Raw genomic sequence first — 19530 nt, forward strand, 5'->3', positions numbered from 1 at the left:
TCACAGTGTAGGTGGAGGCTTCACTGGTGACGAGCCCTCACGCCGGAGGACACCTAACCTGAGGAATTCTTTAAGTGTTTGCTGCAAACTGTTGACAGTTTGGAAAAATTGCCGTTCACTGGGTCCACCCCCACTTCAAAGAAGAAGGAAACCCCATGAGCGCAAACCCGAGTGTCCGCGTAGCGGACTCCATCGAGAAGATCTCCCCCCGGGTGATCATCGCCGGAGCCGTCGGCTCGGTCGTCGAATACTTCGACTTCGCCGTCTATGGCTACGTCGCCGTCATCCTCTCCACGCACTTCTTTGCGAGCGGTGACCCGATCACCGCCCTGCTCGCGACGCTGGCGACCTTCGCGGTCGCGTTTGTGCTGCGGCCCGTCGGTGCGCTCCTCTTCGGCCACTTCGGTGACCGCTTCGGCCGCAAGAACGCCCTCGCCGCGACGATCATCCTGATGGCCATCGCGAGCGGCCTGATCGGTATCCTTCCCACCTACGCCGCAATCGGTGTCGGCGCCACCATCCTGCTTGTACTGGCCCGTTCCCTCCAGGGCCTCGCGGCCGGCGGCGAACTCGGCGGGGCGGCATCCTTCGTCGCCGAGAAGTCTCCGAACGCGAAGCGCGGACTGCTCACCTCCACCACCCAGATGGGCGCCCTTGCCGGATCACTCCTGGCATCGCTCACCGTGGGCCTCCTGAACCTGATCCTCGGCAGCGAGGCGATGGCCGAGTGGGGCTGGCGGATCCCGTTCCTCATCGCGATTCCGATCGGTCTCTTCGGCCTCTGGATCCGGAACGGACTCGAAGAATCTGAAGAGTTCCAGGCTGCCAAGGCGACCATCGCCAAGGTCAAGCAGGCGCCCGTGCGGATCATGTTCGCCAAGCACCCCGGGGCTCTCCTCAAGGTCGTCGCCCTGTCGATCCTGCTCTTCTCCGCCTACTACGTCGCCTACGTCTACGTGAACATCCACATGCTGACGGTGCTCAAGTTCGACTCCAACTTCACCTACATGTCCACCACGCTGACACTCCTGGTCTCCGTCATCGCCATGCCGATGTTCGGAGCTCTCTCGGACCGGATCGGTCGCAAGCCCCTCTTCGTCGGTGCGAGCATCGCCGCGATCGTCCTCGCCGTCCCGGCGTTCCTGCTCTTCGAACAGGGCGGCGCGATCGCTGTCTTCGCACACATCATGCTCGGCCTGGTCGACTCGGCCCTGATGGGCGTGGCACTCTCCACCTACGCAGAAATGTTCCCCACCGAGATCCGCTATACCGGGATCGCGTTCGGGTTCAGCGTCGGAGCGGCTCTCGCCGGCGGCACCGCGCCGTACATCTGCACCTGGCTCGTCGACGCCACCGGCAGCACGCTCGCCCCGGCGTTCTTCCTCATCGCCACGGCGTTGATCACTCTTGTACCGGCCTTGCGCCTAAAGGAGACCAGGGGAATCGCACTAAGTTCGGTGAAATGAACGCCTCACAGTACGTCAGTCCCGCCGGTTCGCCCAGCCTCATCCGGCGCGGAGCGACGGTGTCCCGCCAGACCGAGACGATCCTCCGCGAGATGGTCCTCAACGGAACGCTCGCCCCGGGGGAGCGCCTCAACGAGGTGACCATCGCCGACCAGCTCGGGGTCAGCCGCGGCCCACTTCGTGAAGCGATCCAGAAGCTGGCCGGAGAAGGGCTGCTCCAGCTGGAAAGCCACCGGGGAGCGTTCGTTCGCAAATACGAGCCGCACGAGATCATCGAGACCTACGAGATGAGAATCGCACTCGAGCTCTACGCGGTGCGGCTGGTGATCGAACGGGCGAGCGACGACGACCTGGAGGCGCTCCGCATCCTGCTGGCCGAAAGCTCAGCGTCAGCCGAGGCAGTGTCCGGGGGCGGGATCCCCGCCCCCGGACCGTACGTGGCCGAGCTGGACTTTCACCAGCGGCTAGTGAGCCTCTCGGGCAACTCGGCCATCGCCGCGGCATCCCTCGAGGTGAACCACCGGCTGTTCCTCGCGCTCACCCACACCGAACGATCGCAGGTGCGGCGCCAGCACTCGATCGGTGAGCACCAGGAAGTACTCGCGGCCGTCTCCCGGCGCGACACCGCCGCAGCGACAGCGCTGCTCGAGGACCACCTCGAAATCTCCATGCAGAACACCCTGGCCGTGCTCGGACTCGACCCGCTCGAGATCCCCCAGGGCTACGGACCGACCGTGCACGGCTCCAAGCACGTGCTGAAGACAGAGGTATGAATCTTGTCGAACTTTGAACTGTGCCTCCGCGGAGGCAAGGCCATGCTGCCCGGGATCGGACTGACGGATGCCGACATCTACGTTCGCGCCGGAAAGATCGCCGCGATCGGTTCTCCCGACGCGCCGATGGACGCCGACGAGATCGTCGACGCCTCCGGGCGATGGATCTTCCCCGGCGTCATCGACGCGCACGTGCACCTCGGGCAGGACATCTCGGCACCGAAGACCGTCGATGACGCCGAGAAGGAGACCGCCTCGGCGGCCGCCGGCGGGGTCACCACGATGATCGCCTACCTGATGAGCCCGGAGCCGTACGAGAACGTGTTCCCCGGCGCGCGTTCCGTGATGGAGGCGAACTCGCACACCGACTTCGGGTTCCACTTCTGTGTCGTCACACCCGACCAGGTCACGAACATCCCGTCGTACGCGCAGGATCTGGGGGTGTCGAGCTACAAGGTGTTCACGAACTTCCGCGGAAACGAGGGCGCCTACCTCGGCCTGCCCGGCAACGATGACGCGTTCCTGTTCGACGCCCTCGAAGCGGCGGCACAGGCCGGCGGCATGATCGCGCAGCACGCCGAGAACATCGAACTCGTCTGGCGCCTGCGCGAGAGGACCGAGCAGAAGCCCGATGCCGGCCTGGCCGGGTGGAACGCGATCCGCCCGCCGTACGTCGAGGCGGAGGCAGAGGGGCGCGTCGGATACCTCGCCAGCGTCACCGGAGCATCCGCGTATGCCGTGCACGTGACCAGCCCGGAGTCCCTCAAAGCGATCCAGCGGCAGAAGACGCACTACCCGAACCTGTTCGTGGAGACCTGCCCGCACTACCTGACCCTCAACATCGAGTCCGACATCGGATCCCGCGGCAAGGTCAACCCGCCGCTGCGCACCCCGGACGCGAACGAGGCGTTGTGGGATGCCATCGCGCAGGGCCAGGTCGACGTGCTCGGCTCCGACCATGTTCCCCGCCACTTCAGCGCCAAGGACAAAGACATCTGGAGTGCCTCGGCAGGTTTCCCGGGAACCGGCACGATGTTCCCGCTCTTCCTCTCTGCGGCGCTGCGCCGTGGCATCCCGCTGGAGACGGTCGTCAGCATGACTGCTACCCGGCCGGCGCAGCTGTTCGGCATGGGCGACCGCAAGGGCGAACTGACGGTGGGATATGACGCCGACCTCGTCGTCATCGACCCCTCGACACCGTTCCCGATCGCGGCGGAGACCCAGCGATCCGGCGCGCAGTACAGCGTGTGGGAAGGCTGGACCTCAGACGTCAGCATCGATCACACGATCGTGCAGGGCCGCTTCACCGTTCGTGACGGCGAGCTCACCGCGAACACCGGCGAGTACATCGCCCGCAGGCACAGCGGGCGCCAGGCGCTCGACGACCTCGACACGAAAACCCGACACATCGGAGCAAGCAAATGACCGTAACGACGACGCAGCCCTGGGCTGGAGTGATCACCGACGACGACGAACGCCGGTATGAAGCAGCCGGATTCGGCCAGCCGGTCGGCATCGGTTCACGGCCCGCCCTGCTCGTGATCGACGCCCAGTATCGAACGGTGGGCATGGAACCGAAGCCGTTCTTCCAGTCGGTCGAAGAAGAGTTCACGACGAGCTGCGGCGACACCGGGTGGGATGCCCTCGCCAACGTCGCGAAGCTTCTTCCGGTGTTCCGGAAGAACGGCTGGCCGGTTCTCTACCCGCATGTCGCACCCAAGCAGGCATCCGACCAGGGACGACTCGGGGCGAAGGTGCCCGGGATCATGAACATCGCCGAGGAGGGGTACCGGTTCGTCGACATCATCGCGCCCGTCGAGGGCGAGATCCTCCTGCCCAAGCGGCACCCGAGCGCGTTCTTCGGGACACCGCTCCTCAGCTTTCTGATCGAGCGGCAGATCGACACCCTTGTTGTCACCGGAGCGACGACGAGCGGATGCGTCCGCGGCACCGTCGTCGACGGCTTCTCCTACAACTTCAGGGTCCTCGTGCCGCATGACGCCGTGTACGACCGCACCGAGACGGTCCACAAGGTGAACCTCTTCGACATGGCGCAGAAGTACGCGGATGTCGCCTCAACCGACGAGATCCTCGCCGACCTCGCCACGATCGAACAGCGCTAGCCGGAAAGGAACAGACGTGACCGCGAACTCACCCTTCAACGAGCGCTACGACCTCGTCGTCGTCGGTGCCGGTGCGTGCGGAATGGTGGCCGCGCTGGCAGCCAGCGACGCCGGCAAGTCGGTTCTCGTGCTCGAGAAGCTCGACACCCCCGGGGGGAACAGCACGCTGAGCACCGGCTCCGTCCCGGGAGCGAACACGCGATTCCAGCGCGAGGCCGGAATCGACGACAGCCCGGAGAAGATGGTCGCCGACCTGTTGCAGACCAGCGGGCCGCACGAAGCGGAAGACCTCGTGCGGCTGATGGCCGAATCGTCGGCGGAGATCGTGGAGTGGCTCGTCGACCGCCACGAGATCGGGCTCTACCTGATCACCGACTACAAGCACGTCGGGCACTCCGTGCCGCGACTGCACGCCCCGGCGGACCGCAATGGCGCCAACCTCACGGCAGACCTGCAGCGCGCCTGTGAACGCGTCGGTGTGAGCATCCTCACCCGGACTCCCGTCGTTGGTCTGCTCCAGACCGACGGCGCCGTGACCGGGGTCACCGCTGAGCTGCCGAACGGACAGCGTCAGGACATTGACGCCGGGGCCGTGCTCCTGGCATCGAACGGTTTCGGCGCCAATCGCGCCATGCTCGAACGGTGGATCCCCGAGATGGTCGGCACGGTCTATCACGGCGCCGCCGGGTCGACCGGTGAGGGCATCGAGTGGGCCGAACGGATCGGCGCGGCGCTGGCGAACGTGGGGGCCTACCAGGCGTACGCGTCCGTCGCGACCGACGCGGGTGACATCCTGTCGTGGACGACCGTCGAACTCGGGGCGATCATCGTCGGCCCGGACGGGGACCGCCTGGGCGACGAGTCGGTCGGGTATTCCGCCTTCGCCGAGGTCATCGCACGCGAGACCCCGCGCAGTTTCACGATCATGGATCAGCGGATCTACGACTACGTGGCCCGGAACGAGCCGAGGTTTGTGAAGATCATCAACCTGGGGTGCGTGCAGGAGGCGTCGGATGTTGCGGCGCTCGCCGCGACGATCGGATGCGACGAGCAGACCCTCGCGGAGACGCTCGACGCCGCCCGGGATGCAGCCTCAGGCATCGGCCGCGACCCGTTCGGGCGCACGGACTTCGGTCAGGGTGCGCTCGAGGCGCCCTACTTCGTCTGCGAAACCCACCCGGCCATGTTCCACACCCAGGGCGGAGTCGCCATCGACGCGCACGCCCGTGTTCTCACTCCGGACGGGACGCCGATTCCCGGCCTCTATGCGGGAGGCGGTGTTGCCGCGGGGATCTCCGGGCGGACCGGTGCGGACGGCTACGCGTCAGGAAACGGGCTGTCCACGGCCATCGGGTTGGGTTACGCGGCCGGCCGCCACGTCGGTTCGCTCCAGGGAGTGTGACGCCGATCAGGCGTTGATGTACGCGGGATCCGGGGCGGGCGGGGCGCCCGGGATCAGGCCCAGCGAGCCGACGAGAACATCGTCTTCGTCACGGACCAGCGCGTAGCAGTACCAGGCCGGGCCCTCAGGGCCGGTGAACTCGAACCGGGCGTCGAATCCCATGGCGAACGGAGCGTCCCGGGCGACGACGATGCTGCAACTGCGGTCGGCTGTGTTGGTCGCCGTCGACGCGGTGACGAGGATGCCGGGAAGCACGAGGCCGAGGATCCCGAGCACGATGAGGATCCGCGCGGGGCGCAGGATGCGCTGCGAGGCGAGTGGTCTGCCGTCGCTGGGCTCATAGCCGTCGAGTTCGGGATGGGAGTCGGTCACAGTGCCATTGTTTCATCTCCGGGCTTTTGCCGCCCGGCTCCTGCCCTCTCCGCTTGCTTGAAGGAGATCTCGACAAACTCGATCCACGGCTTCGCGACGTTGCCCCTCCGCTCGCTTGAAGGAGATCTCGACAAGCTCGATCCAAGGCTTCGCGACTGAAGCGTGCGGGCTGGCGGCTGAAGCTTCGTGCGAGAAAGACCTCTCGCCGACGGGCTTCGTCGCTTCGCTCCTCCAGCCAGCGGAGGAGTTGCCCCCTCCGCTCGCTTGAAGGAGCGCAGCGACTGAAGCGTGCGGGCTGGCGGCTGAAGCTTCGTGCGATAAAGACCTCTCGCCGACGGGCTTCGTCGCTTCGCTCCTCCAGCCAGCGGAGGAGTTGAGCGCCCCTCGAGCCAGCTGAGGAGTTGCCCCCTCCGCTCGCTTGAAGGAGATCTCGACAAGCTCGATCGACGGCTTCGCGACTGAAGCGTGCGGGCGGCGGCTGAGGGGCTCAGGAAGAGAGAAGTTTTCGCCGACGGGCTTTCGTCGCTTCGCTCCTCCAGCCAGCGGAGGAATTGAGCACCCCTCCAGCGAGCGGAGGAGTTGAGCGCTCCTCCAGCCAGCGGAGGAGCGCAACGGCGCACGCGGCCGCTTCGGTCGGGATTTCGATACGGCCGCGGGCGGCCCGGTCCCCACACTCGTTCGCTACTCAATCAGCGGAAGACGGGAGGGGGCGCGGGTCGCCCCCTCAAATCTCGCTGAAAATTAACGTCGCTGGCCCGGCACCGTTGGCAGGCGGGGCGGCCGCCAAAGGTGGAACTCTCGGGCCAGCGACGGCTCGTGGGGCGATTCAGGCGTATTCGGCCAGATCGCTGTAGTCAAACGAAAACGCGTTGAACGACAACTCGTTCACCGGGCGAGGGTGCGAGTCGTGCATGCCGATCGACCGGTCATGCAGGAGCTCGACGAGCTCGTTGTCGACCAATTCGCTGAATCGGCTGCCCTCTGACTCTGACACCAGCTGGCTCGTGGGCCCGAGTAAGAAGTTCGCACGCCCGACGGTTCCGTCTGGCCTTCGGATCGGAATGTCGACCGACGCCGACGTGTTGTGCGCCGTCAGGAAGTGTGCGTAATCGATGAGTGCCCGAGCGATGAGGTCGCCCGTCACAAATGAACTGCCTGCGTAATGGATGCGTTCCATGGCAGTACCCCTTCGTCAAAACCCTCGCGCTGCGAGGGCCGTCCCGGGGTCTGGGGGACTTACTGAGCGGATCAGAACTGATTCGTAGGGTTCAAACTACACCCCACCGGGGGTGAGGAAAAGGGGGTCTAGTCGATTATCAGTGAACGTGATACGAGTTTCTCCGCCACGCTCGACAGCAGTAGCCCGTGGCTCCTCGAGTACAGGCGCATCAACGTGAACGCCTCATCGGTCGACACGTTGTGTGTCTGCGAGAGCACCCCTTTGGCCTGTTCGATCACGATTCGCGAGTTGAGCGCACGCTGCAGCTGATCGCGAACCGCATCGCTTTCGCGCAGGGAGCGAGCGTGCAGGATGCCGATTGTCGCGACATCCGCCAGCGCTTGCGCTGCCCGCACATCGCGGTCGTTCAGCTCGCCCGTCTCGGCGCGGAGCAGGTTCAGGGCGCCGATGGTCGTCTCGCGCAAGCGCATGGGGAGCGCGTAGACCGAGGCGAAGCCCTGGCGTGCGGCACTCTCTCGGAACGCCACCCATTTGTCGGGAGCTTTGCTGATTTCGGGCACAGACACCGTCTCGCCTGTGATGAAGCACTCGACGCACGGCCCAGCCTGCGCGCTGAGCTGCATGACCTCGACGAGGCGCGACGCTTCACTCGTCGAGGCGACAACTTCGAGTTCTCCGTCTGAGTTGGTGAGCAGGATGCCGGCTGCCGTCACGTCGAGCAGGTCACGGCAATTGTCGACCAGTGTCTGCAACAGTTCTACGGCGTCGTAGTCGTCCACCAGTGTGTCTGCAAGGGTTGCGAAGGCATCCACGAGTTGTCCTTCCCTTGTGAGCTCAGTCATGGTGACTCCTCGATTCCGGTATTACTCATCGAGAAGGTGAGTCGTCTCTCCACGATGTCTTCTGCGATTTCCTGCATGGTGCGGCCCATTGCGAAAGCGTGGGCCTGGATGACGAGTCGAGCCTCGTCGGGTGGAAGGTCAAGTTGGGCGAGCACCATCCCGGTCGCCTGGTGGATGGTGCGGCGCGAGAATCGCGTGTCGTTCTGGGTTCCGCTGTCGCGATCGTCGCCGGCGCGTTCGAGCGCGCGGTGTAGAACGAGGCGGCTCACCACCGAGGCGAACGCAGTGCTCTGGCGGGTGTGAACATTGGTGAGCGTTCGCGGCTCGGTCGAGTACATGTCGATGGCACCGAGGTGAAGCGGGCCGACGAAGAGCGGGAAGGCGTAGATCGCGCCGATGTTCTCCTTGAGGATCGCGTCGGCAAAAGCGGGCCATCGGCCGTTCGTTTTTTGCCGCACATCCGGTTCCAGAACAGGTCGCCCGGTGCCGAAGGCATCCCAGCAAGGGCCCTCACCGAGGTCGAACTGCAGTTCATCGAGGCGCGCGGCCATATCGTTGGATGCCGAGACAGTCTCGTTGCCGAGAAAATCACCCAGTGTCGAGATGGCCACCCCGTTGACCGGCAGGGCGTCGGCGATCGGGCCGGCGAGGTTCGTTTCAGCAGGAGTCGGACCGGTCAGCGCGTCCATGGCGTCGGCGAATGCATCAGGCACAGCAACCTCCCTCGAAAGTTCCCTGTGGACACACCGTGTCCCTTTCCCAATCTTAACCCCGCGGGTGCGGGCGAGCATCCCTTTGTCGCGGCCATAAGAGTCCGATATGGTCCCGAGCGGCGGCATGCGGGTCGTCGTCGTGAGATGGTCCTTGCATCGCCGCCTATAGCGCGAAATTCAGAATCCACAAGGGCAGGAATTCTGCCGAGCAGCGAATGTAAAGTGGCTCAATCGCGCGCAGCAACGCTGGGGGTCTTCGGAGCCCGCCGCTGGGGGCCAAGTGGCGGGGTGCCATGATGCACTACAAGGAAGCTCAGATGTCAGACCAAACCGAAAACCCGAACTCAGACCAGCCAGGCACGGATGCCACACCGCCGCCGGACTCGACGATTCCCGACACCGACGCCGGCGTCGCTGCGGGCTACACCGGCGAGCCGTCGACGTTCGAACCCGAAGAGGATGTGCCCGCAGAGGGCTCCGGCGACGCCGACCCGGAGGCGGGCGGGACCGGTCGCCGCTCGCACGAGGCGCAGAGCCTCGACGGTGACGATCTCTCCCGTTTCCAGAGTCATTGGGACGACTTTCCCGGCCACACCGACTGAGGGGTTCCATGCGCATTGTCATCGTCGGGGCGACCGGCAATCTGGGTACGGCGCTTCTGCGCCGGCTGCACAACGAGACGACCGTCACCGGCATCGTCGGCATCAGCCGGCGACTGCCGAACTCGGCCGTCGCACCGTACGACGGAGTGGCGTGGCATGCGCTCGACATCGGAGCGCCCTCCGCGCCGCGACAGCTTGCTCGGCTCTTCGCGGGGGCGGATGCCGTCATCCACCTCGCGTGGGCGCTGCAGCCCAACCACGACGAGGTTGCCCTCTGGCGCACGAACGTGATCGGCACGAAGAACGTGCTCGCAGCGGTTGCCGCCGCGCGTGTGCCTCAGTTCTCGTATGCGTCATCGGTTGCCGCTTACAGTCCAGGGCCGAAGACGCGGCGAGTCGACGAGAACTGGCCGACTGGCGGCATCCCGTCGTCGCACTACAGCCGGCACAAGGCGATCAATGAACGGGCGCTCGACCGGTTCGAGGAGGAGCACCCGGCCATCATGGTCAGCCGGCTGCGGCCCGGGTTCGTCTTTCAGCGACAGGCGGCTAGCGAGATCGCCGGGCTGTTCGCCGGTCACCTGATACCCCTCGGCTGGCTGAAGTGGTTCCGGCCGCCGATCGTGCCGTTGCCGCGGCAGTTCGTGTTTCAGGTCGTGCATACAGACGACGTGGCGGATGCCTTCTGGCGCGTCGTCGACCGCCGCGCTTCCGGTGCGTTCAATATCGCTGCCGAGCCGGTCATCGACCCGTCGGTCGTCGCATCCGTGTTGAGGTCGACGTGGGTGCCGATCCGGTTGCGGGTGCTGCGAACGCTGGCGCACGTGACCTGGAAGCTGCGGCTTCAGGCCTCGGACCCGGGTTGGGTCGATGCCGGCGCAATGGTGCCGGTTCTGTCGACGTCGCGGGCGCACGACGAACTCGGCTGGGTGCCGGGTATCGCGTCGACGGTGGCGCTCGAGGAGATTGTGCGCGGGGTCGGCGAGCACGCGAACGTGGAGGCGTCGCCGCAGCTGCGGGGCTGAGCCGCGGGTGGTCGGCGCCGCATAAGGAAAAAGCGCTGAAATAAGGATGCTGTGGCGACAGCGTCCTTATCTCGCGTCGTTATCCTTGTGCCGTGCTGACGGCATCCGGCCCGAGTTTTCCGTCGCTGGCCGAGCGGGGGAGTCGACGCCGCATAAGGAAAAAACCCTGAGGTAAGGATGCTGTGGCGACAGCGTCCTTATCTCGCGTCGCGGTTCCTGAGCAAGGTCGCGCAGCGACCGCGTCGAAGGGCCTTGTGCCGTGCTGACGGCATCCGGCGCGAGTTTTCCGTCGGTGGCCGAGCGGGGGAGTCGACGCCGCATAAGGAAAAAACGCTGAGACAAGGATGCTGTGGCGACACCGTCCTTATCCGGCGCCGCGGTTCCTGAGCAAGGTCGCGCAGCGACCGCGTCGTTATCCTTGTGCCGTGCCGACGGCATCCGCGCCTGACGCGTTAGAGCGAGCCCTGGATTTCGTTGCCGGCGGGCAGCGGCTCGAGCCGCGTCACCTCGACGGGGCGCGCGAGCTTGCCCGCGAGTGCTGCATTGAGGGCGGCCACCGCAGGCCCGGCCCCGTGGGTGTCGAGAAGCTCTGCCGATTCCCACTTCTCGATCATGAAGATCGTGTTCTCGGGGGTGCGGTGGATTGCATAGAGGATGCAGCCCGGCTCGTCATGCACGGCGGCGATCGCGGGGAGGAGTGCTTCATGGACAGCGTCGAACTGGCCGTCTGCTGGAACGAAGAGGGCGGTGACTACGAGGGGATTGGTCATGATGGTCCCGATGCTACAGGCCATCGGGTCAGCCCAGCGCTACTCGGCGTCGACCAGGTCGTAACCGGCTTCGTCGACGGCGGTGTTGACGGCATCCGGGTCGAGAACCAGGGCACTGGTGACTGTTACGCGCGACACTCCGCCCTTGTTGAGCAGCACGTCGACGGACTCGACGCCCTGGATCGTCTCGAGTTCGTTCATGACCGTGGCGATGCAGCGGCCGGAGGTCATGCCGGTGATGCCGAGCACCGATGTGACGGGACCTACAGAGACGGATGCCCTCGGCGCGCCGGTCACCGTGTCCGCTCGTACCGTGGGCGCTGGCGCGGCCTGGCTGCAGGCGCATCCGCCGGAGCCGCCACCGCAGCATCCGCCGCTCGGGGCGTCGAAGCCGGTGCGCTTCTCGGTCAGGCCGAGATCGTGAAGGGGGCCGGTCGTCATGGCGTTGCTCCTTGCGTCAGGGTCAGAGGGTGGACTGGGGTGCGAGCGCGTAGCCCGCCTCTTCGATGGCGGCCGCGACGTGGGCGCGGTCGAGCGGTGTGTCGCTCAGCACCGTGACGGTCGAGACTCCCTCGGGGTTGAGGGTCACGTCGACGCCGTTGACGCCGTAGATCTCGGCGAGTTCTTCGGTGACGCTCTTCACGCAGTGGCCGCAGGTCATGCCCGAGACCGACAGCTCGGTGACGACCGAGGCGCCCGCCGCCGACGCAGCGTGGCCGGCACCGTGGCCGCCGCACGCGCACCCGCCGCCGCCGTGGCCACAGCCACAACCGCCGCCGGCGTTGACGTCGGTGAGCCCGAGGTCGTGAATCGGGCGCAGGTTCTCACGAGCGGTCAGACCGAGGTCGGGGTGAGCTGACATGAATTCTCCTTGTTGATGTAACGGTGTCAGGAACGCACGAGCCGCGCAATGGCCGCGGATGCTTCGCGCAGTTTCTCATCGGCAACCGGGCCCCCCTCGCGGGTGGCCTCGGCGACACAGTGGCTGAGGTGGTCTTCGAGCAGTTGCAGGGCGACGGTCTCGAGGGCTTTCGTCACCGCAGACACCTGGGTGAGGATGTCGATGCAGTACGCATCGTCGTCCACCATGCGCTGGATGCCACGGACCTGCCCCTCCGCGCGACGCAGCCGCTTGGTCAGGTCGGCCTTGTTGTCGACGTAGCCGTGCATGGGTCCTCCTTCGTGCAGTCGCTCCAATATACCCTGTGGGGGTATTTCGTGCACCTTTACAGTATACCCCCGGGGGGTATATGGTGGCGGCATGATGGAGCACAACGGGCACACAGCTGAAGACGTCGGGCACGCCGACCACACACGTCACGCCGACCACACAGGCCATGCCGACCACACTGGGCGCGTCGAGAACGGCGGCGGGCATGCCGGCCATAGCGGCCATAGCGGCCACAGCGATCACGTCGGCCAGTTCCGCCGCCTGTTCTGGATCATGCTCGTTCTCGCGGTCCCCGTTGTGGGTTTCAGCCCGATGTTCGCCGACATCCTCGGCTATCCGCTTCCGGATGCCGCCTGGGTCGCGTGGGTCTCGCCGGTGCTCGGCACGGTCATGTTCGCCTGGGGTGGCAGGCCGTTCCTCGTCGGTGCGGCCGGTGAACTGAAGTCCCGCACGCCGGGCATGATGCTGCTGGTCGCGCTCGCCATCTCGGTGGCGTTCGTCGCTTCGTGGGGCGCGAGTCTCGGCATCCTCGACCACCGACTGGACTTCTGGTGGGAGCTCGCGCTGCTGATCGTGATCATGCTGCTCGGGCACTGGATCGAGATGAGGTCGCTCGCGCAGACCCGGTCGGCGCTCGACTCGCTTGCGGCTCTGCTGCCGGACGAGGCGGAACGCGTCGACGGCGACACCGTGGTGTCGGTGCCGCCGTCTGCGCTCGAGGTCGGTGACCTCGTGGTCGTACGACCCGGCGGACGGATTCCCGCCGACGGCGAGATCGCCGAGGGCACAGCCGATGTCGACGAGGCGATGATCACCGGGGAGTCGATGCCCGTCCGCCGCTCGATCGGTGACGCTGTCGTCGCCGGCACCGTCGCCACGGACAGCGGGCTCCGCATCCGGGTGACTGCGGTGGGGGAGCAGACCGCGCTCGCCGGCATCCGTCGTCTCGTCGCCGACGCGCAGAACTCGAGTTCCCGCGCGCAACGGCTCGCCGACACCGCGGCCGGCTGGCTGTTCTGGTTCGCGCTCGGCGTTGCGGCGATCACCGCCGTCGTCTGGACGATGCTCGGGATGCCGGACGACGCCGTTCTCCGCACGATCACCGTTCTCGTCATCGCCTGCCCCCACGCGCTCGGGCTCGCCATCCCGCTCGTCGTGTCGATCGCGACCGAACGAGCGGCCCGCGGCGGTGTTCTGGTGAAGGATCGGCTCGCGCTCGAGAGCATGCGCACCGTCGACACGGTGCTGTTCGACAAGACCGGCACGCTGACGCGTGGGGAGCCGGTCGTGTCCGCGGTGCTGCCGGCCTCCGACTTCTCTGCGGACCGGGTGCTCGCGCTCGCCGCCTCGGCGGAGTCCGACAGTGAGCATCCGCTGGCGAAGGCGATCGTGCGCGCGGCCGCCGGGCTGGAGCTCTTGCCTGCGACCGACTTTCGTTCCTCGCCGGCCGAGGGGGTGTCGGCGACGGTGGGCGGAGCATCCGTCGCCGTGGGCGGACCGTACCTGCTCGAGCGGCACGGGTTGTCGTCGTTGCCCGCCGCCGGGGACGGCTCCGGGTCGACGGTGCTCCACGTGCTTGTCGATGGGCGGGTCGCCGGGGCGTTGTCGCTTGCCGACGAGGTGCGGCCGGAATCGTACGATGCCGTCCGCGCGCTGCATGCCCGCGGCATCCAGGTCGTGATGATCACGGGAGACGCGCTGCCGGTGGCGCAATCGGTGGCGGATGCCGTCGGCATCGACCGCGTGTTCGCGGGCGTGCGGCCGTCGGAGAAGTCCGCGCGGGTCGCTGAGCTGCAGGCCGAGGGGCGGCGGGTCGCGATGGTGGGCGACGGGGTGAACGATGCTCCGGCCCTGGCGCAGGCCGATGTGGGGCTCGCGATCGGTGCCGGAACTGATGTCGCCATCGCATCCGCCGGGGTGATCCTGGCCAGCGATGACCCGCGATCGGTGCTGGCGGTGGTCGAGCTTTCGCGGGCGAGCTACCGCAAGATGAAGCAGAACCTGTGGTGGGCGGCCGGGTACAACCTGCTGTCGGTGCCGCTTGCCGCCGGAGTTCTCGCGCCGATCGGGTTCGTGCTGCCGATGGCGGTGGGTGCGCTGCTCATGTCGCTGTCGACGATCATCGTGGCGCTCAACGCGCAGCTGCTGCGGCGGCTCGACCTGCGGCCTGGCGCTGTGGTGGGTGCTGTTTCGGCGGCGCGGGATAAGGAAAAAGCCCTGGGATAAGGATGCTGTGCGCCTCCGTTCCTTACCTGGCGCTCTTTGCCTTGCCTCGGGTTGCTCGTGCGCGGTGGGCCGCACGCGAATCAGGAGATCGCACGGATGTCAGGGTGTTTTCGCCCGGACGGTCCTGAAAAGCGTGCGTTCTCCTGCAAAACGTGCGCGCCGGCATCCGCTCGCTCCGTGCGACCGGCACGGGATAAGGAAGGAACCCTGGGATAAGGATGCTGTGCGGCTGCGGTCCTTACCTGGCGCTCTTTGCCTTGCCTCGGGTTGCTCGTGCGCGGTGGGCGGTACGCGAATCAGGAGATCGCACGGTTCGCAGGATGCTTTCGCCCGGACGGTCCTGAAAAGCGTGCGATCTCCTGCTAACGTGCGCGCCGGCATCCGCTCGCCCGTACGACCGGCACGGGATAAGGAAGGAACCCTGGGATAAGGATGCTGTGCGGCTGCGGTCCTTATCCGGCGCTCTTTGCCTTGCCTCGTGCTGCAGGCCCCCCTCAGAGCACCGGCTCGGACAGCCCCGACTGCCGCCTCGCGTGCCGGGATGCCGACCGAACGGCTCCGGCACTCGCAACGACGACGAGCAGGATGCCGATCGTGCTGACCAGGGTGAGCGACTGGCCCAGCACCAGCGCGCCCACGAGAGCAGCGATCGCCGGGGCGAGGCTCAACAGGATGGAGAACGAGGCAGCCGTGAGCCGGCGCAGCGCGAGCAACTCGAGAGCGTAGGGGATCGCGGACGACAGCACAGCCACCGCGAAGCCGAGCAACAGGACCGTCGGCGAGAAGAGGGCAGTCCCCGCGGACACGAGGCCGAATGGAAGTGTCACGATCGCGCCGATCGCCATCGCGATGGCGAGCCCGTCGAGTCTCGGAAAACGGGCACCCGTGCGGCCCGACATGAGGATGTACGCAGCCCACAGCACCCCCGCGCCGGCGGCGAACGCGACGCCGACCGGGTCGAGTTCCTCGAGCCCGCCCCGGCTGAGCAACGCGACACCGACGAACGCGAGCACCGCCCAGAGCCAGCTCGCGGCGCGCCGGCTCACGATCACCGAGAGCAGCAGCGGTCCGAGCACCTCGATGGTCACGGTCGGCCCGAGGGGCAGCCGGGCGAGTGCTTCGTAGAACAGCGCGTTCATCCCGGCGAGGGCGAGCCCGAAGACGGTCACGGTGAGCCAGTCGCGCCGGGAGTATCCGCGCAGCGTCGGGCGGCAGATCAGCAACAGCACGATCGCCGAGAACACGAGCCGCAGGGTCACCATGCCGAGCGCGCCGACGGTAGGAAAGAGCAGCACCGCGAACGACGCCCCGAGCTCCTGGCAGGCAAGCCCGCCGATAACCAGCCCGACAGCACCAATCGGGGCTCGGGATGCCGGTCGGGTCTCAGTCACAGCGTCCAGCGTACGGGGCGCGCGGGGCGGCAGCTGATGCCCCGCTCACTCCTCGGTCGTGAACCCGATCGCCTTGTGGGTGCCGTCGCAGAACGGCTTGATCGCCGACACCCCGCACCGGCACAGGGCGATGGTCTTGCGTTTGCGCTCGATCGGGTCGCCATCAGGGGTCACCAGGTCGAGTTCGCCCCGCACCAGCAGCGGGCCGTTCGGGCACGCCACGATCTGCGGTGCCGCCCGGTTGAGGTCGCTCATGTCCGCCTCCACGATCAGGCTCCGGATGCCGCGGCGTCACCGGCAGCGGACGGCGCCCCGGATGCCCCGGGCTCACCGGCCAGCGGCACCCGCAACGCGGACCGCCCCGCGGTCCACGCGTCGAGAAGGTGTGCGCTCGCCCAGCCGTCGACGGTCAGGCAGGCCGCCGCCCCGAACAGAATGTCGGCGAGCAGGGCGGGCTCGTCCTCAGCGAGGGAGCCCGCGAGGTCACGTCCTGCGATCTGTTCGTGGACGGCATCCGCTTCGACATGCTCGTCGAAGTACCAGGTCACGTCTTCGCCGAAACCGTTGCGGCGGAACCCGCGCGCATAGAGCCCGTTGGGGATCGATGAGGTCATCTCGAAAGCGGCAAGGTGGCCGGCGATGGCCCCGCGCAGGCGCCGGTTCAGCCCGAACATCGACATCATGTTGAGGGAGGCGAGCGTCACCGCCGGAACGTGGTCGACATATATTCCGTAGCGGTCATCAAGGCCGAGGCCACGCATCGTGCCCGCGAAGATGACGGCATGCATCCGCTCCGGTCGCCCGCCGCCGTACTCATCGGCCTGGATCTCGACCAGCGCCGCCTTCGCCCGCCCGGTGAGCCGCGGAATCGCCCAGGAATGCGGGTCCGCCTCTTTGAGCGTGTAAATGGAGCGGTGCACCAGAAACTCGGCCAGCTGCTCACGGTTTGCCTTCGACGCAACGAACCGCGACAGGCCCGGCCCGGAATCCTCACTGGTCAGCGCGAACAGGGCGGATGCCACGGCGGTGCTCGTCGGCTCCGGAAGTTCAGGCATCGGCACGACTCGGCGCAGCTCCGCTTCGAACGCCGCCTCGAGGTGTCGGCGCAGGGCGATCAGCGACGGATGCCACTCCCACGCGTCATCCGTCTCCACAACGGATCCGTAGTGCAGGCCGTACAACACGAACAGGGTGAGCTGGATGTCATCGTCGTGCACAAGGCCAGCCGCGCGACCGATCGCCTCGTCGGCGAGGGGCAGCAGCCCGGGATCGCCGTCGGGCGCCGAGCGCAGCAGGGCCAGAAGGCGGGCGCTCAGTGGCCCGCGAGCCGAAAATGAAGGGGAAGGAAAGGTGCCCTGATTGACCAGGGTCTGCGATAGTGCCATTGTCCAACCATCGAACGCGGCCCGAAACCGGTCAAGGCCCTTGCCAAGCGCCGCCGATGCTGTAGTGGTTCCGACTGCGTCTGCTCCGGAGAGCGGATGCTGCCGGTTGCGCGGGTCCTCCGGGCACACGCGGGTGCACGAACACGCGCGTGGAACAGAATCACCCGCGCAAGCAGCGACAACATGCGCGTGGAGAAGAATCGCCGGTGCAAGCGGCACACGGATGCTGGCCGGGTCGCGCGGGTCGATTTGCGCCTCGCGCGTGCAACGGTGCCCGCGCGAGGCAAGGGCACCCGCGCGAGCGGCATCCAATCAGGTGTCGCCGCCGCCTGCAAGTTGCGCTGCCCGGGCGCGGTTCGGGGCTATGGTTTGGCTATGCACCGCCCGACCCGACTCCGTTTCGCCGCCGCAGTGCTCCTGCTGGCGGCGGGCCTCTCCGGTTGTTCGTCGATTCCCGCCGACCCGGAGGGCACACTCGACCGTGTGAGCGGTGGAACCCTCCGCGTCGGCATCTCGCCCAACGGTGACTGGACCGACATGAGCGACGGGGGCGAGGCATCCGGAATCGAGGTGACCCTCGTGGAGGGATTCGCCGAATCCATCGATGCCGACGTCGCGTGGGTCGAGGGCGGGGAGGAGCAGCTGTTCACCCGGCTGCACGAAGGTTCGCTCGACATGGTCGTCGGCGGTCTCACCGACAAGACCCCGTGGGTCAACAAGGGCGCGATCACCAAACCATTCAGCGAAGTGACGACGAGCAAGGGAATCGAGAAGCACGTCATGGCCACCGCGATGGGCGAGAACGCATTCCTGCTCGAACTCGAACGTTTCCTGCTGAACCAGGAGGGGGCACCGTGAGCGGCGCCAGCAAAGACAGCAGCGACAGCAGCGCCAGCAACGACCTCGGATTCGGCGAGACCGAGCTCCCCGAGAAACAGCAGGCGATCCTGAAGAAGGCGGTGCGGCTCGAGTGGATCACCATCGGGTTCCTCGCCGTCACCGTCACGCTCGTGTATCTCGTGCTCGGCAACTCTCAGGCGATGAAGGCGGCCTGGATCGAAGACCTGCTCTCCTTCATCCCGCCGATCGTGTTCCTCGTCGCCCTGCGCATCGCGCGCCGCAGACCCAACCCGAAGCATCCGTACGGGTACCACCGCTCGATCGGGGTCGGGCACCTCGTCGCCGCCGTCGCCCTGGTGACGATGGGCTCGTTCCTCATCATCGACTCCGCCTCTGGCCTGATCCTCGCGGAACACCCGAGCATCGGCTCGGTCGAACTGTTCGGGCAGGTGTTCTGGCTCGGCTGGCTGATGATGGGGGTGATGGCGCTCATCGCCCTGCCGCCCGTGTTCATCGGTCGGGTGAAGATGAAACTGGCGCGCGAACTGCACGACAAAGTTCTCTATGCCGACGCCGACATGAACAAAGCCGACTGGATGACCGCTGTCGGCTCCATCGTCGGTGTTGGCGGGATCGGGCTGGGCCTGTGGTGGCTCGACGCCACAGCGGCTCTCTTCATCGCCGGCAGCATTCTCTGGGACGGCGTGAAGAACATCCGGGCCGCCGTCGAAGACCTCATGGACACGCGCGCGATGACCTTCGACGACGCGAAACCCCACCCGATCGTGCACAAGGTCGACGAGTACCTGAGATCGCTCGACTGGGTGGCGGATGCCGGTTCGCGCGCCCGCGACCAGGGTCACGTGTTCCACATCGAATCGTTCGTCGTGCCGCGCTCCCGGCGCAAGGTGAGCCTCGCCGACCTCGAGGAGGCACGAGCGGGGTGCATCGCCCTCGACTGGAAGGTCGACGACATCGTGCTCATCCCGGTCACCGAGCTGCCGAGGGTGGTCGAGGAGTCACATCCGGCGCGCGTGTAGCTCGTGTCGCCATCAGCACCGCACAAGGAAATCGGCGCCGGAGAAGGAAACTTTGAGCCTTGGGTTCAAGGGGTCAGCGCAACACTCTGATTTTTGGAGTGACGATGACTGTTCCTGTGTCCCGTGCTGTGCGTCGGGTGTTCTGGTCTGCGATCCGTGATGGTGCGACGACGCAGGATGCCGCGGCAGCGGCGGGCATGTCGTCGCAG

General features: G+C 66.6%; 21 protein-coding genes. 10 read left to right on the plus strand and 11 right to left on the minus strand.

The window, feature by feature from the left end; genetic code table 11:
- Positions 1–155: 155 nt before the first annotated feature.
- From ABIE24_RS16605 to ABIE24_RS16625, 5 genes are read left to right on the plus strand one after another with little or no spacing between them, the layout of a single operon-like run.
- Complete coding sequence (locus ABIE24_RS16605) at positions 156–1466, plus strand: MFS transporter (protein WP_354501731.1); 1311 nt, start codon at positions 156–158, stop codon at positions 1464–1466.
- Complete coding sequence (locus ABIE24_RS16610) at positions 1463–2239, plus strand: GntR family transcriptional regulator (RefSeq protein ID WP_354501733.1); 777 nt, start codon at positions 1463–1465, stop codon at positions 2237–2239. Before ABIE24_RS16605 ends, ABIE24_RS16610 begins: the two co-directional genes overlap by 4 nt.
- 3 nt (positions 2240–2242) lie before the next feature.
- Positions 2243–3664 (plus strand): dihydroorotase, encoded by a 1422-nt coding sequence (locus ABIE24_RS16615; RefSeq protein ID WP_354501736.1) that lies wholly within the window; start codon positions 2243–2245, stop codon positions 3662–3664.
- Positions 3661–4362 (plus strand): isochorismatase family protein, encoded by a 702-nt coding sequence (locus ABIE24_RS16620; protein ID WP_354501739.1) that lies wholly within the window; start codon positions 3661–3663, stop codon positions 4360–4362. Before ABIE24_RS16615 ends, ABIE24_RS16620 begins: the two co-directional genes overlap by 4 nt.
- Before the next feature lie 16 nt (positions 4363–4378).
- On the plus strand, positions 4379–5764 hold the full coding sequence (locus ABIE24_RS16625) for an FAD-dependent oxidoreductase (protein WP_354501742.1): 1386 nt from the start codon (positions 4379–4381) through the stop codon (positions 5762–5764).
- A gap of 6 nt (positions 5765–5770) precedes the next feature.
- Here ABIE24_RS16625 and ABIE24_RS16630 read toward each other — a convergent pair whose 3' ends face one another.
- From ABIE24_RS16630 to ABIE24_RS16645, 4 genes are all read right to left on the minus strand, one after another.
- Positions 5771–6136 carry a hypothetical protein gene (locus ABIE24_RS16630; protein WP_354501745.1) on the minus strand — a complete coding sequence of 122 codons (366 nt, stop codon included), beginning with the start codon at positions 6134–6136 and terminating at the stop codon, positions 5771–5773.
- Positions 6137–6962: 826 nt separating this feature from the next.
- On the minus strand, positions 6963–7313 hold the full coding sequence (locus tag ABIE24_RS16635) for a hypothetical protein (RefSeq protein WP_354501747.1): 351 nt from the start codon (positions 7311–7313) through the stop codon (positions 6963–6965).
- 128 nt (positions 7314–7441) lie between these two features.
- Positions 7442–8158, minus strand: a complete 717-nt coding sequence (locus ABIE24_RS16640; protein WP_354501750.1) for an ANTAR domain-containing protein — start codon at positions 8156–8158, stop codon at positions 7442–7444.
- Positions 8155–8871, minus strand: coding sequence for a GAF and ANTAR domain-containing protein (locus tag ABIE24_RS16645; protein WP_354501753.1), 717 nt, complete (start codon positions 8869–8871; stop codon positions 8155–8157). The genes ABIE24_RS16640 and ABIE24_RS16645 overlap by 4 nt, the downstream gene beginning before the upstream one ends.
- A gap of 317 nt (positions 8872–9188) precedes the next feature.
- Here ABIE24_RS16645 and ABIE24_RS16650 point away from each other — a divergent pair, with 317 nt between their 5' ends.
- Complete coding sequence (locus ABIE24_RS16650; protein ID WP_354501756.1) at positions 9189–9473, plus strand: hypothetical protein; 285 nt, start codon at positions 9189–9191, stop codon at positions 9471–9473.
- Between the two features lie 8 nt (positions 9474–9481).
- The gene (locus tag ABIE24_RS16655) at positions 9482–10498 is read left to right on the plus strand and encodes an NAD-dependent epimerase/dehydratase family protein (RefSeq protein ID WP_354501759.1); all 1017 of its coding nucleotides are present in this window, start codon (positions 9482–9484) and stop codon (positions 10496–10498) included.
- 452 nt (positions 10499–10950) lie between these two features.
- Here the strand turns inward: ABIE24_RS16655 and ABIE24_RS16660 are convergent, their stop codons facing one another.
- From ABIE24_RS16660 to ABIE24_RS16675, 4 genes are read right to left on the minus strand one after another with little or no spacing between them, the layout of a single operon-like run.
- Positions 10951–11268, minus strand: coding sequence for a putative quinol monooxygenase (locus tag ABIE24_RS16660; RefSeq protein ID WP_354501761.1), 318 nt, complete (start codon positions 11266–11268; stop codon positions 10951–10953).
- 39 nt (positions 11269–11307) lie between these two features.
- Positions 11308–11709, minus strand: coding sequence for a heavy-metal-associated domain-containing protein (locus tag ABIE24_RS16665; protein ID WP_354501764.1), 402 nt, complete (start codon positions 11707–11709; stop codon positions 11308–11310).
- A 22-nt stretch (positions 11710–11731) separates the two neighbouring features.
- Positions 11732–12130 carry a heavy-metal-associated domain-containing protein gene (locus ABIE24_RS16670; RefSeq protein ID WP_354501770.1) on the minus strand — a complete coding sequence of 133 codons (399 nt, stop codon included), beginning with the start codon at positions 12128–12130 and terminating at the stop codon, positions 11732–11734.
- A gap of 26 nt (positions 12131–12156) precedes the next feature.
- Positions 12157–12438 carry a metal-sensitive transcriptional regulator gene (locus ABIE24_RS16675; RefSeq protein WP_354501773.1) on the minus strand — a complete coding sequence of 94 codons (282 nt, stop codon included), beginning with the start codon at positions 12436–12438 and terminating at the stop codon, positions 12157–12159.
- A gap of 91 nt (positions 12439–12529) precedes the next feature.
- Here ABIE24_RS16675 and ABIE24_RS16680 point away from each other — a divergent pair, with 91 nt between their 5' ends.
- Positions 12530–14665 carry a heavy metal translocating P-type ATPase gene (locus ABIE24_RS16680; RefSeq protein ID WP_354501775.1) on the plus strand — a complete coding sequence of 712 codons (2136 nt, stop codon included), beginning with the start codon at positions 12530–12532 and terminating at the stop codon, positions 14663–14665.
- Positions 14666–15159: 494 nt separating this feature from the next.
- On the opposite strand, the gene ABIE24_RS16685 is transcribed toward ABIE24_RS16680, so the two are convergent.
- From ABIE24_RS16685 to ABIE24_RS16695, 3 genes are read right to left on the minus strand one after another with little or no spacing between them, the layout of a single operon-like run.
- The gene (locus tag ABIE24_RS16685; protein WP_354501778.1) at positions 15160–16056 is read right to left on the minus strand and encodes an EamA family transporter; all 897 of its coding nucleotides are present in this window, start codon (positions 16054–16056) and stop codon (positions 15160–15162) included.
- Between the two features lie 45 nt (positions 16057–16101).
- Positions 16102–16311, minus strand: coding sequence for a CDGSH iron-sulfur domain-containing protein (locus ABIE24_RS16690; RefSeq protein WP_354501780.1), 210 nt, complete (start codon positions 16309–16311; stop codon positions 16102–16104).
- Positions 16312–16325: 14 nt separating this feature from the next.
- Positions 16326–17441 carry an iron-containing redox enzyme family protein gene (locus tag ABIE24_RS16695; RefSeq protein ID WP_354501783.1) on the minus strand — a complete coding sequence of 372 codons (1116 nt, stop codon included), beginning with the start codon at positions 17439–17441 and terminating at the stop codon, positions 16326–16328.
- Positions 17442–17816: 375 nt separating this feature from the next.
- Between ABIE24_RS16695 and ABIE24_RS16700 the strand changes: the two genes are divergently transcribed.
- Both ABIE24_RS16700 and ABIE24_RS16705 read left to right on the plus strand, forming a co-directional pair.
- The gene (locus ABIE24_RS16700; protein ID WP_354501786.1) at positions 17817–18299 is read left to right on the plus strand and encodes a transporter substrate-binding domain-containing protein; all 483 of its coding nucleotides are present in this window, start codon (positions 17817–17819) and stop codon (positions 18297–18299) included.
- On the plus strand, positions 18296–19321 hold the full coding sequence (locus tag ABIE24_RS16705; RefSeq protein ID WP_354501789.1) for a cation efflux transmembrane domain-containing protein: 1026 nt from the start codon (positions 18296–18298) through the stop codon (positions 19319–19321). Before ABIE24_RS16700 ends, ABIE24_RS16705 begins: the two co-directional genes overlap by 4 nt.
- Positions 19322–19530: the final 209 nt, after the last annotated feature.

The organism is Mycetocola sp. 2940 (genome assembly GCF_040548835.1).
In the GTDB taxonomy this organism is placed as follows: Bacteria; Actinomycetota; Actinomycetes; order Actinomycetales; family Microbacteriaceae; genus Mycetocola_A.